Raw genomic sequence first — 11,688 nt, 5'->3', positions numbered from 1 at the left:
GAGGGAGAGGGCATGGTGCGGCTGCTGGAGACGGAGCGGTCTCCGTCGACGGCCCGGGAGCTCCCCGCCGGATTCGACACGGACGAGGTTCGCGCCCTGTACCGGGACATGGCGATGGTCCGACGCCTGGACACCGAAGCGCTGGCCCTGGCACGCCAGGGCGAGCTGGCGGTGTGGACGCCGCTACGCGGGCAGGAGGCCGCCCAGGTCGGTTCCGCGCGCGCACTGCGCCCGGACGACATGGCCTTCCCGACCTACCGCGACCACGGCGTCGCCTGGTGTCGCGGGGTACCGCCGGCGGAACTGCTGGCGCACTTCCGCGGTGTCGCGCATTCGGGCTGGGATCCCGGGAAGTACCGACTGCAGCCCTACTCCGTCGTCGTCGGAAGCCATGCCCTCCACGCCGTGGGCCATGCGATGGGGGCGGTTCTCCAGGGATCGGATGACGTCGCCGTCGCCTACGTCGGGGACGGGGCGATGAGCCAGGGAGAGGTCAACGAGGCCTTCGTCTGGGCCGCGTCCCGGAAGGCACCGGTGGTCTTCGTGTGCCAGAACAACCAGTGGGCCATCTCCGAACCGGTGGAGCGACAGTCCCTCGTTCCGTTGGCGGACAGGGCCGGGGGCTTCGGTCTTCCCGGGGTCCGTGTGGACGGCAACGACGTGCTCGCCTGCCTGTCCGCGACACGTGCCGCGCTGAGACGCGCCCGAGCCGGGCACGGACCCACACTCATCGAGGCGTACACCTACCGCATGGGACCACACACGTCCTCCGACGACCCACGGCGCTATCGCTCGGCCGCGGACGAGGCAGCCTGGCTGCGCAGGGACCCCCTGGACCGGTTGGAGGCGCTCCTGAGGAGGACGGACTCCGGGACGCCCGAGTTCCTGGAGTCCGTCGAGCGGGACTGCGAAGCGTTCGCCCGTGTCCTGAGGCGAGAGTGCCGTGCCCTGCCCGAACCGGCCGTGGACGAGATCTGGGCGCACACGTACGCCGATCCCCACCCTCACGCCGAGGACGAGAGGGCGTGGTTCACCGAGTACCTGGACTCGTTCGAGGAGGAGCCGACATGAGTGCGAGCGTTTCGGAGACCACGGCCCCACCGGCGGTGATGCCCCTGGCGAAGGCCCTCAACTCCGGCCTGAGGGCGGCCATGTCCTCCGACCCCTCAGTGGTGGTCCTCGGGGAGGACGTGGGCACGCTGGGCGGGGTCTTCCGGGTGACCGACGGCCTGGTCGCCGAGTTCGGACCCGATCGGGTCATGGACACCCCTCTCGGTGAAGCCGGCATCGTCGGCACCGCCATCGGTATGGCTCTGCGCGGCCTGCGCCCGGTCTGCGAGATCCAGTTCGACGGCTTCGTCTTCCCCGCCTTCAACCAGATCACCACCCAGCTCGCCCGGATCGCGTCACGGACCCGGGGTTCGACCCGGGTACCACTGGTGATCCGGATACCCTTCGGCGGCGGAATCGGGGCCGCGGAACACCACGGCGAGTCTCCGGAGGCCTACTTCACCCACACCCCGGGGCTGCGGGTGGTCGCCTGCTCATCACCGGACGACGCGTACTCGATGATCCGCCAGGCCATCGCCTGCCCCGATCCCGTGGTCTTCTTCGAGCCCAAGCGGCTCTACTGGGAGCGCGGTCCCGTCCGGACCGACCGGGTCCCCGGCAGGTCCATGGGCGACGCGGCGATCGTGCGCGAGGGCACCGACGTCAGTCTGCTGGCCTACGGGCCGACCGTGCGCACCTGCCTGGACGCCGCCGAAGCCGACACCGAGCGGTCTCTGGAGGTGGTGGACCTCCGGTCGCTCAGCCCCTTGGACCTGGCCACCGTCACGGCCTCGGTTCGCAGGACGGGACGGTGCGTCATCGTCCACGAGGCGCCCGTCTTCGGCGGTCATGGAGGCGAGGTGGCCGCGCTGGTGACCGAGCACTGCTTCACAGACCTGCGCTCGCCGGTACTCCGCGTGGGCGGGTTCTGCGCTCCCTATCCGCCCTCACGGCTGGAACACCACTACCTGCCCGACCTGGACCGGGTCCTGGACGCCGTGGACAGGGTGTGGTGAGTCCGATGAGAAGGGTCTGTTTCTCTCTGCCGGACGTCGGTGAGGGACTCACCGAGGCTGAGGTTCTGGAGTGGCTGGTGGAGCCTGGGGAGAGGGTGTCCGTGAACCAGCCCCTGATCGAGGTGGAGACGGCCAAGGCCGCGGTGGAACTCCCCTGCCCCTTCGACGGTGTCGTCGACACCCTGCTGGTGGAGGCCGGCACCGTCGTACCGGTGGGCACCCCGCTCCTGGCCGTGATCGTGGAGGACCGTGAGGACTCCCCGGGAGAGGCCCCGCCGTCCCTCGTGGGGCACGGCGCGCCAAGCCGAACCACGCCCGTGAGACGTCGGAGGAGAAGACCGAAGGAGCCCCCCTCCGGTCCCGGCCAGAACTGACAAGGGAGGCGCGCCCGCGGGCGCGCCTCCCCCTCAACGTTCACGCACCGTCGGGGACTCCGCGGAGGAGCCCTCTTCCCGCCTCCCGGAGATCGTTGAAGGATCGCAGGTCCGGGACGGTCCATCCCTCCAGGTCGTACTCCCCCATGCAGGTGTCGGCGAACGCCTTGAACGCGTCCACCTCCCCGGAAGAGGTCTGGGCACGGAGCATCTCCACCCGGGTGTTCTCGTGGTTGCCGGCGTAGTTGCGTTCGTACAGTTCGTGGCGACCACCGAACTCCGTCCCCGTCGCGTCCCACAGGAGCTTCATGAGCTTCGTACGCTCCTGCGCGTCCACTCCGCCCGTGCCCCGGACGTACCGGTCGAGGTAGGGCCGCACCTCCGGGGACCGCAGGTCCTCCACACCCGAACTGACGTACACCAGAGCGCTGGCCACGTCCTGTTTGATGATCTCCATGACGCGCGGATAGCCCACCTGCATGAACCACCGGTACGCCATGACGTAACGGCGGTTGGGCAAAAGCGCCCCGCCGCGCCACTCCACGGGGTTGCGGGCGGCTGCGTCCGACAGTCCCCAGAAGAGGTCCTTCCAGGCGAGGACCTCGCCCAAGCGGCTCTGCACCCCCCGGAAATCGTGCGTACCGGTCATCTCCAGAGCCTTGGCCAGGAGTCCCGCGATGAACTCCAGTTTGACCGCGAGCCGGGTACAGCCGTGGAACGTGAACCGCTCGGTGAATCCGGAGTGCTCGGCGAACATCTGGACCTTGCCGACGTTCCCGTAGACGAACACGTTCTCCCAGGGGATGAGCACCTTGTCGAGCACGAGAATCGTGTCGTTCTCATCCAGCCGCGAGGACAACGGATGGTCAAAGGGGCTGCCGGTGAGCGCTGACGCGGCGGTGTAGGAGGGGCGGCACAGCAGTTTCACTCCGGCCGCGTCCATGGGCACGGTGGCTATGAGGGCGAACTCGCGGCGCCTGACCGGCAGCCCGTAGTGCGCCACGAAGTTGTAGTGGGCGAGGGCCGAGCCCGTGGCCACCACCTTGGCCCCGCTCACGACCAGGCCGTTGTCCGTCTCCTTCTCGACGTGGACGAAGACGTCCGAGACGTCGTCGGGAGAGCGGTTCCGGTCCACAGGCGGATGGATGATGGCGTGGTTCCAGTAGAGCACCTTCTCCTGCGACTCCCGGTACCACCGACGCGCGTTCTCTTCGTAGGGCGCGTAGAAGTCCGCGTTCACCCCGAGGGTGCCGAGGAAGGATGCCTTGTAGTCGGGGCTGCGCCCCATCCACCCGTAGCTCATCCGGGACCAGGCGGCTATGGCGCGCTGGTCGGCCACGAGATCCTCCACTGAACGAGAGGCAGTGAAGAACTTGTGTGTGTAACCACCCGAACCGGTGTCCGTGGGCGCGATGAGGTCACCGTTGGCCTCGGGGTCGTGCAGAGCGTCGTACAACCGCGCGGTCATGCGCACGGGATTGTGGAACGCGGGGTGGGTCGTGACGTCACGGACCCGCTCACCGTGGAGGTACACCTCCCGGTCGTCCTTCAGGCTCTCGACGTACTCCAGCCCAGTCATCGGTCTGTTCATCCGCCGACCTCCCTCTTCCCTACGGGACCGGGCCGGGGGCGGTCCCCCGGCCCGGCCGGTTGTTCGGTACGAGTCGTCCGGTCAGCTCCGGAACTGTCCGGGTCTGCGCCCCTCGCCTGCCGGGCCGCGGTAGGCCTGGGCGATGTCCAGCCAGTGGTTCGCGTCGGCGCCGACGGCGCTCACGGCCAGGTCGTCGCGGTGGCGGCGGCGCGTCACCAGGAGGCAGAAGTCCGTGGCCTCCCCGGTGACGCGCTGTTCGGCGTCGGCGGGGCCGAACTCCCATTTCTCCCCGGAGGGCGAGGTGAGCTCGTAGCGGAACTCCGTGGCAGGCGGGGTGAGACCTCGGGACTGGTAGCCGAACTCCCAGGTCAGAACCGCGAAGCCCACCACGTTTCCGATCCGGTCGGTGCGTTCGGGGGTGACACCCAGCGCGTCGGCGATGTCCTGCCCGTGGGCCAGGACCTCCATCATCCCCGCGCAGGCGAGGACGCCCGGGGGGATGGGGCGCACGAGCCAGGGCACCGGTTGGTCGGCCGGGGCCGCGGCGAGCGCCTCGACCGCGAAGTCACGGTCGGCCCGCCAGCGCGCGAGCAGCTTCTCCGGGTCGTCCAGGGGGTAGGTCGCCAGGACCGCGTTGACGGCACCGTCGAAGTCCTCGCTGGCCTTGGCCGTCATGGCGGCGAAGGCCTCGGCGTCCGAGGCGGCGGTTCCGGCGAGCCGGAAGACGAAGCAGAGATGGGCGACCTGGTGGGCCACGGTCCACCCGGGCGCCGGGGTCTGCCTGGTCCAGTCGACGGGGTCGAGATCGGCCACGAGGGCGTCGATCTGGGCCGCCTCGGCGGACAGGTGCTCGATGACGGCGGGCAGTTCCGTGATGACGTTGGGAAGGTTGTTCACGGCTGGTTCCTCTCGTTCTCCGGTGGTGTCCGGCTGGTCCGCGCCGAAGCCGTGCGGACGGTGTGGCGGGCCGCGGTCATGGCGGCCCAGGAAACGGCCCGGACCAGGGCCGCGTCGTCGGCCCCGGCCTCCCGGCACGCGGCGACTGTGTCGTCGCCGACCTGGTAGGAGGCCCGGGCCGTGAGCAGGGTCAAGTGGCCGAGGGGGCGGTCGGCGACGGGAAGGTCCCGGACCGCCGTCCGCGCCCAGGAACGACTGACCCCGGCCGGTCCCGTTCCGTGCTCGGCGAGGTGCCGGTGGAGCAGGCCCCGGACGGTGTCGGGAAGCGTGCGGGCACCGGCCTCGTCGATCGCGGAGACCGCGGCGGTCAGGGCCTGCTGGATCCGGGGGTCGGCGACGGCCCAGCCCAGGTCGTCCGGTACCGGGGCCCTCCGTGCGGGTTCGGGCAGCAGTTCGAGGGAGGCCCCGGGGACCGGGCTCCCCCTGTCTGCGGCGATGACCGCGCCCGTCGCGCGGCGCAGCGTCCCCCGGACCGCCGCCGGGGCGAAGTCGGGCAGGGGTGAGTCGGGCAGGAAGACGTTGACGAGGCGGTTGATGTGCTCGAACGTCAGCGTGACGGCGCCCAGTTCGGCCCGTTCAACGGGGTCCGCGGTGGACCAGGCGCGTGGGTCACGGGCGTCGTCGGCCGGGTCGAGCGAGCCGAGCGTGGAGCCGTGCACCTCCACGCAGTAGGGACAGGTGTTGTCCCGGGAGACGGCGGTCGCCACCGCCTCCCGGGTGGATCGCGACGTGCGCCCGGCGACCAGCAGCGACTCACGCAGCGCCACCCAGGTGGCCGCGGCGCACTCGGGGGCGGGTGTGAGCAGGGCGACCGGTGGCGCGAGGACCCCGAAGTCCCGTTCCAGCTGGCGGTGGAGGGCGGCGGTGGCGCCTCGGGCCGCTCGCGGTGACACCGGCCGCACATGGCGCACGTCTCTCAGGGATCTTCTGACCGCGGCTCTCAGAGCGGTCCGGAACACGGGGCACCTCCCGGGGGTCGGTGGTGGAGGGCCGGGCGCCTCAGGTCCTCTGCCCGACGAGTTTGAGGACGCTCCCGCGACCCGACGTGGCGCCGTCGGGGGCGGGAGCGCCGTAGGTGACGTCGACGCCGCGCTCACGGGCGGCGTCGACGATGCCCGGAACGGACCGCTCGGCCAGGGCCGCGATGGTCATCGCGGGGTTGACCGTGAGGGCGCCGGGGACGGCGGAACCGTCCGTGACGAAGATGCCGGGGTGGCCCCGCAGCTCGTGCCGGTCGTCCAGGGCCGAGGTGTGCGGGTCGTCGCCGATGCGGCACGAGGCCAGCGGATGGACGGTGTAGGCACCGACCAGGTCGTTGGTCCACGGAGCGACGCTGGCGATCCCGTCCTTCTCGAGGATCTCCCTGACCTCGGCGTCCGACTGCTCCCAGCCCTTCAGGGTGTTCATGGTGGGGCGGTAGCTGAGCGGCCCCCGGCCGAGCATCTGCTGGGAGAGCCGGGTCGCGTTCCCGGTGGGCGGAGGAGCGCCGAAGACGCCCTCGTTGTCGTCCTCGCTCATGGTGAAGACGATCAGCCACGACTTCCAGCGGCGCAGCATCTCCTTCTTGTCCGCGCCGAACCAGGACGGGGCCGGGGCTCCGGGGACCTGGGCGAGGATGGTGCCGAGCGCCGGTGGGAAGTAGAGCTGTTCGAGGGAGTAACGGGAGTACTCCGGCAGGTCGGCGTCCAGCCGGTCCCAGTTGGCCACGCAGGGGCCCTTGCCGACCTGGAAGGCCTCGTAGGCGCGTTCGTCGTCCCGCTCCAGCCCGAGAACGTCGCGGACGCGGTCCTCGTTGACCACGGCCGTGTTGAGGCGCTCGCCGTTGCCGGAGAAGTAGCGGCCGACAGCGTTCGGCATCGTTCCGAGGTCGGCCTCGGAGCGCTTGAGGATGACGGGTGTGGCACCGGCGCCCGCGGCGAGCACGACGATCTTGGCGTCGATGACGCCGGAGTCCGTCCTGATCCGGTAGTCGTCCTCGTCGATGACGTCGTAGTGCACCCGGTAGCCGCCGTCGACCGTCCGCTCGACACGCTGCACCTCGTGGAGGGGCCGGATCGTCGCCCCGTGGGCGAGCGCGGCGGGCAGGTAGTTGAACATCAGGGACTTCTTGGCCTCGAAGCGGCAGCCCGCCATCATCCAGTTGCAGTTGACGCAGGTGTCCTTGTCGATCGCGACCGGGACGGGGTTGGCCGTGCGTCCGGAGTGGTCGCAGGCGGCGCCCCAGAGCCCGCCCGGGTAGCTGACGTCGGACCAGTCCTGGGTGCGGACCCCCATCGCCTCGGCGACCCGGTCGTACCAGGGGTCGAGGGCGTCCCTCGTGATGGCCTTCGGCCACATGCGCCGCCCGATGGACCCCTTGCGGTCGAAGACGAACCGGGGGGCGCGCGGCAGCGCGGCGAAGTACACCATGCTCCCGCCGCCCACGCAGTTGCCGCCCAGGATGCTCATCCCGTCGCCCACGGTGAAGTCGAAGGCCCTGGTGTAGGAGGAGCCGAGGAGGAAGTCGTGCTCGAAGTCCTCGCTCTCCAGCCAGGGACCGCGTTCGAGCACGGTGACCCGTGCCCCGCCCGCCGCGAGGTGGTAGGCGGTGATGGCTCCGCCGAATCCGCTCCCGACGACGAGGACGTCGGTGGTGTCGTTGCTGCTCATGCGGGGCTCCCCGAGGAGGTGGTGTCCGGGTGGAGGCGGGCCAGGGGCCTGCCGTAGGAGTACTCCTTGAAACGCAGCAGCCCGTCCGCGTCGGGTGCGGCGAAGCCCATGGCCAGCAGGCCCGGGTGTCCGTCCGCGATGGCGACGGGCGTGCTGATGTGGGCCGCGCTGTCGTAGGCCATGTTGCAGAAGAGCGCCAGCATCACCCAGAACTCCTTCTCCGGGTGGCCCGGCGCGGTCAGGGCCCTGACCAGCGCGGTCCGTTCCTCGAAGGGCAGCTGGACGAAGGCCGGCTCCTCCTCGGCCAGTGCGAGGCCGCACAGTCCGGCGTGGTGGCGCGCGTGGTCGTTGAGGAGACCGACGAACTCGCCCAGGCCCGAGGTGACGCCGGTGGCTGGGGTTCTCAGGAGCTCCAGCGCCCCCGCCTCGACCGCCCCGGCGTCGTGCGACCGTCCGGCGATCGTCGCGTCGTCCGGCGTGCGTTTGGCCCCGGGAAGGATGGTGTCGGCGAAGGCCTCCAGTGTCCGTGTCTCAACGCTCCCGGCGTCCGGGATGCCCTTGGGCATGGTCGTCTCCTCTGTGGTGTGCGGAGTGGGGGGTGGTGCGCCGGGCCCGGGATCCGGTCAGCCGTTCCGCGCGCGGCGGACCGTCATGGGCAGCCCGTCCTTCACGCGCAGTGAGAGCATGGGCTCCGGCACGACCCTGTGCCCGGGTGCGAGGGTCAGGCGCAGTTCCCGGGAGACGGTCGCGAGCACGAAGACCGCCTCCAACATCCCGAGGTTGCTGCCGACGCACACCCGGGGGCCCGCTCCGAAGGGGATGTAGGAGTAGCGGTGTCGGCCGTCGCGGTTGGCGGGGTCGAAGCGCTCCGGATCGAAGCGTTCCGGGTCCTCCCAGGAGTCCGGGCGCCGGTGCAGGGTGTAGGGGCAGATCAGGACGTCCGACCCGGCTGGCACGTGGTATCCGCCCACCTCGTCGTCGGCCAGCGATCTGCGGGGCAGGATCCACACCGGCGGGTACAACCGCATGGTCTCCTGGACGACCATGGTCGTGTAGGTGAGTTCGTGCAGGTCCTCGTAGGTGGGTGGCCGGTCACCGAGGACCCGCACCGCCTCCTCGTGAAGCCGTTCCGCGGTGCCCGGATTACGGTCCACCAGGTAGAACGCCCAGCTCAGGGTGCTGGCCGTGGTCTCGTGTCCGGCCAACAACAGGGTGACCAGCTCGTCGCGCACACGGCGTGCGCGGGCACGGGGGTTCGGCTCGGCCGCGGCGTCGGCGAGCACACGGGAGAGCGCGTCGTCCCCGCCCTCGGGAACGTGGTCCCGGACCAGGCGGCCCACGATGCGCTGGAGCTCCCTGCGAGCGCGCCGGAACCTCGTCTGGGTGGGGAAGGGGAGCCAGACGGGCAGCCCGTTCATCGTGACCATGTCGAACATGGCCTGGTCCTGGACCGCCTCGAAGGACTCCCCGATCGTGTCGAACGCGTGGAGGTCGGTGTCGAGCAGTGTGCGGCCCAGGACTCCCAGGGTCAGTCCGGTGGCCTCGGCTGCCAGGTCCACCGGCCCGTTGCGGGAACGCGCCCAGAGGCGGTCCACCAGGGCGGCCGCCTCCTTCGCCACGGCGTCGGCCTGCCCGGCGATCCTCTGATGGCCGAACACCGGCCGCATGGTCCGGCGCTGGGCCTTCCACAGCTCGCCCTCGCTGGTCAGCAGCCCGTCGCCGAGCGCCCTCTTGGCGTGGACCTGCCCGATGCCCTTGTGGTAGTTGCCGCTGTTCTCGGTGAGCACGCGCCTGGCGTGGTCGGGGTGGTTGAAGAAGTACAGGGTCTTGGGGCCCGCGGCCATACGCACGGCGTCGCCGTGGTTCTCGGTCGCCGTGGTCATCATGGCGAGCCGGTCGCCGACGAGGTCGCGCAACATGGCGGGCGCGGCGGACAGCGGCGTGCGCGGCGGGTGGCGAAGATCGGGTCGGGTCATGACACTCCCCCCTCACGCGGGACCAGCTCGCGGGCCAGGGTGGCCCGCCACTCCTCGTAGCGGGGGCGTGCGGGGTCGGGTTCCGGTCCCGTGGCGTCCGGGCGCAGCTCGCGTGAGGCGCGGGCCGCGCTCTCCGCGTCCGTCCCGCAGAGCACGGCGGCGCCGAGCTCCGCGTGGGGAACGAGCAGCCCGGCCCGGATCCTGGCCTCGGCGGCGAAGGCGCTCCCCTGCGCGAGGAAGCCCCGGTGTTCCCCCGCGTGCTCCCGGAGGCGGTGGAGTTCGGCCTCGTCCGCCCCTCCCGCGTAGGTGGCGGCCAGGCCGATCCCCGCGTAGAGGTCGGAGTGGCGAGCCGCGGGGAACCGTTCCACCAGGCGCGCGACCACGTCGACGTCTGTTCCGCCGACGAACCACAGGGCTCGGCCGATCCCCTGGTCGGCGGCCCGCAGCGCGTAGGCTCCGTCCCCGGTCCGCCGTGCCGCCCTGGCGTCACGAACCTGCCGGTGCACGTACTTCTCGGTGTGGAAGTAGGCCTGGTGGAATCCGTAGCCGTCGTGGACCAGCCACCTCAACAGCGGGTCGAGTCCCCGGGTGTCCGGCCACAGCGGCCGTGGGAGACGGGCCATGGCCCAGCCGATCCCGACGTAGGCCATGTACACGTGGGCCTCACCGGGCCCACGGAGGAAGGCCGCGGTCCGGCGACTGCCAGGTAAGAGTCCGTCCAGGAGCGCGAAACCCATGGCGGCGCCCTCGTAGGCGAAGCCCTGGTAGCGGGTGGGCAGCGCCGTCAGTCGTTCGTCGGTGGCGGACGGGGACCCCGTCTCCACCGCGTCCCCGAGGCCGGCGAGGAAGGACTCCCCCACGGTCTCCAGGACCTCTCGGGCCCGTGGCCCCTTGTCGTGGAACCCTCGGGTCTCCAGTCTCGTCTCGGATGCGTTGGGTGTCATCACCCGGCGCCTCAGGGCGCCCACCACGGTGGCCAACTGGTCCTCGCTCCCGTCGCTTCCGGATCGGTCTGTCACCCATCCTTCTCGCGGCGGCGGGTCCGGATCTACTCAGGAATTGCCGTGCGGGGCGGGTGTGGGGGTCGTCGCACGCTAGGAGAAACGGTGGCGCACTCCCGCACGCCATCTCTCATAGGCGGGTTCGGTGCCTCCGCCTCCCGGTTCGACGCGCTGTTCGTCGGCGAGCGTGGCCGCGGCGGCCGAGTCCAGACCCGTCAGTGCCCGGACGGCCGTCTCGGTGTGTTCGGGGACGTGTCCGGAGAACACCCGGGCCTTGGCCGCGAAGACCGCCCCCTGGAAGACGTGCGGCGCGTCCTCGCCCGCCCGTTCCAGGAGCTCGCGAAGCTCCTCGGGGGCAGCCCCTCCCGCGAAGACCGCGGCGAGGCCGACCCCGCTCCACAGGTCGGCGCGGCGCTGCCGCGCGAAACGCCCGACGGCGGCGGCGACCCCGTCGTGACGGGCGCCGTGGACGAACCACAGCGCCCTTCCCACTCCCTGGTCGAAGGCGCGGGGGAAGTAGTCGGGGGCGCCCTCCCAGGGGTAGGGCTCGGGCGTACGCCGTTGGTCGATCCAGCGTTGGGCGTCGAAGTAGGCCAGATCGAAGCCGTAGCCGTCGACCGCCAGCCAGCTCATGGTCGGATGGTAGGGGTTGCCCTCCAGGTCGGGCAGGATGTCGCGCCAGAGCGGTCGCGGCAGCCGGGACATCGCGAACCCGATACCGATGTAGGAGAGGAAGGTGTGGGGCACCGCCGGACCGAGCATGAGGTCGCGGGTGCGGTCCCTGCCCCCGAAGGGGAGCGCGTCACGGATCGTGTAGGCCATGGCCACGCCCTCGAAGGCGAACCCCCGCAGGTCCGGTGCGACCGCTTCCAGCCGCCGCTCCACCTCCCCGGGGTCACGGACCTCGATTCCCCACTCGAAGCCGCAGACCACCGCCTCGGGGATCCTCTCCAGGTGGCGGGCCGAAGGGGAGTCCCGACCGGGATGCCCCAGGTGCGCGAGACCGACGTGGTGGAGCTGCGGTGTGAGCAGCATTCGTCTGAGGGCGCCGACGGGGCGCGGACGGGCACCCAT

11 protein-coding genes are annotated in these 11,688 nt (G+C 71.1%); 3 read left to right on the top strand and 8 right to left on the bottom strand.

Annotated elements, in window-relative coordinates; all coding sequences use genetic code 11:
* Positions 1 to 12 precede the first annotated feature (12 nt).
* Genes KBX21_RS05230 through KBX21_RS27065 form a run of 3 tightly spaced genes read left to right on the top strand, consistent with a single transcriptional unit; the run spans position 13 to position 2,440 of the window.
* The gene (locus KBX21_RS05230; protein WP_374225700.1) at positions 13 to 1,071 is read left to right on the top strand and encodes a thiamine pyrophosphate-dependent enzyme; all 1,059 of its coding nucleotides are present in this window, start codon (positions 13 to 15) and stop codon (positions 1,069 to 1,071) included.
* Positions 1,068 to 2,066, top strand: a complete 999-nt coding sequence (locus KBX21_RS05225) for an alpha-ketoacid dehydrogenase subunit beta (RefSeq protein WP_210841143.1) — start codon at positions 1,068 to 1,070, stop codon at positions 2,064 to 2,066. Before KBX21_RS05230 ends, KBX21_RS05225 begins: the two co-directional genes overlap by 4 nt.
* A gap of 5 nt (positions 2,067 to 2,071) precedes the next feature.
* Positions 2,072 to 2,440, top strand: coding sequence for a biotin/lipoyl-containing protein (locus KBX21_RS27065; protein ID WP_210841142.1), 369 nt, complete (start codon positions 2,072 to 2,074; stop codon positions 2,438 to 2,440).
* A 40-nt stretch (positions 2,441 to 2,480) separates the two neighbouring features.
* Here KBX21_RS27065 and KBX21_RS05215 read toward each other — a convergent pair whose 3' ends face one another.
* From KBX21_RS05215 to KBX21_RS05180, 8 genes are all read right to left on the bottom strand, one after another.
* Positions 2,481 to 4,031: a 4-hydroxyphenylacetate 3-hydroxylase N-terminal domain-containing protein gene (locus KBX21_RS05215; protein ID WP_210841141.1), complete on the bottom strand. Its 1,551-nt coding sequence runs from the start codon at positions 4,029 to 4,031 to the stop codon at positions 2,481 to 2,483.
* Positions 4,032 to 4,112: 81 nt separating this feature from the next.
* Entirely contained in the window at positions 4,113 to 4,928 is an 816-nt protein-coding gene (locus KBX21_RS05210; RefSeq protein WP_307869157.1) for a TIGR03084 family metal-binding protein, read from the bottom strand.
* Entirely contained in the window at positions 4,925 to 5,881 is a 957-nt protein-coding gene (locus tag KBX21_RS05205; protein ID WP_210841140.1) for a carboxymuconolactone decarboxylase family protein, read from the bottom strand. The genes KBX21_RS05210 and KBX21_RS05205 overlap by 4 nt, the downstream gene beginning before the upstream one ends.
* A gap of 106 nt (positions 5,882 to 5,987) precedes the next feature.
* Positions 5,988 to 7,637, bottom strand: coding sequence for an FAD-dependent oxidoreductase (locus KBX21_RS05200; protein WP_210841139.1), 1,650 nt, complete (start codon positions 7,635 to 7,637; stop codon positions 5,988 to 5,990).
* Positions 7,634 to 8,203 (bottom strand): DUF5987 family protein, encoded by a 570-nt coding sequence (locus tag KBX21_RS05195; protein ID WP_210841138.1) that lies wholly within the window; start codon positions 8,201 to 8,203, stop codon positions 7,634 to 7,636. The genes KBX21_RS05200 and KBX21_RS05195 overlap by 4 nt, the downstream gene beginning before the upstream one ends.
* Before the next feature lie 57 nt (positions 8,204 to 8,260).
* Positions 8,261 to 9,613 carry a cytochrome P450 gene (locus tag KBX21_RS05190; RefSeq protein WP_210841137.1) on the bottom strand — a complete coding sequence of 451 codons (1,353 nt, stop codon included), beginning with the start codon at positions 9,611 to 9,613 and terminating at the stop codon, positions 8,261 to 8,263.
* Positions 9,610 to 10,632 (bottom strand): DUF1702 family protein, encoded by a 1,023-nt coding sequence (locus KBX21_RS05185; protein WP_307869156.1) that lies wholly within the window; start codon positions 10,630 to 10,632, stop codon positions 9,610 to 9,612. Before KBX21_RS05185 ends, KBX21_RS05190 begins: the two co-directional genes overlap by 4 nt.
* Before the next feature lie 75 nt (positions 10,633 to 10,707).
* Entirely contained in the window at positions 10,708 to 11,688 is a 981-nt protein-coding gene (locus KBX21_RS05180; protein ID WP_210841136.1) for a DUF1702 family protein, read from the bottom strand.

Origin of the sequence: Nocardiopsis sp. B62 (assembly GCF_018070675.1) — a bacterium.
In the GTDB taxonomy this organism is placed as follows: domain Bacteria; phylum Actinomycetota; class Actinomycetes; order Streptosporangiales; family Streptosporangiaceae; genus Nocardiopsis; species Nocardiopsis prasina.
The sequence above is the reverse complement of the archived record's forward strand: the minus strand, read 5'-3'. Positions and strand labels throughout refer to the sequence as shown.

Bases quoted from the DNA above. Each gene is read 5' to 3' on its own strand.
- KBX21_RS05195 (WP_210841138.1), bottom strand. From the start codon at position 8,203: ATGCCCAAGGGCATCCCGGACGCCGGGAGCGTTGAGACACGGACACTG.
- KBX21_RS27065 (WP_210841142.1), top strand. From the start codon at position 2,072: ATGAGAAGGGTCTGTTTCTCTCTGCCGGACGTCGGTGAGGGACTCACC.
- KBX21_RS05190 (WP_210841137.1), bottom strand. From the start codon at position 9,613: ATGACCCGACCCGATCTTCGCCACCCGCCGCGCACGCCGCTGTCCGCC.
- KBX21_RS05200 (WP_210841139.1), bottom strand. From the start codon at position 7,637: ATGAGCAGCAACGACACCACCGACGTCCTCGTCGTCGGGAGCGGATTC.
- KBX21_RS05180 (WP_210841136.1), bottom strand. From the start codon at position 11,688: ATGGGTGCCCGTCCGCGCCCCGTCGGCGCCCTCAGACGAATGCTGCTC.
- KBX21_RS05215 (WP_210841141.1), bottom strand. From the start codon at position 4,031: ATGAACAGACCGATGACTGGGCTGGAGTACGTCGAGAGCCTGAAGGAC.
- KBX21_RS05230 (WP_374225700.1), top strand. From the start codon at position 13: ATGGTGCGGCTGCTGGAGACGGAGCGGTCTCCGTCGACGGCCCGGGAG.
- KBX21_RS05225 (WP_210841143.1), top strand. From the start codon at position 1,068: ATGAGTGCGAGCGTTTCGGAGACCACGGCCCCACCGGCGGTGATGCCC.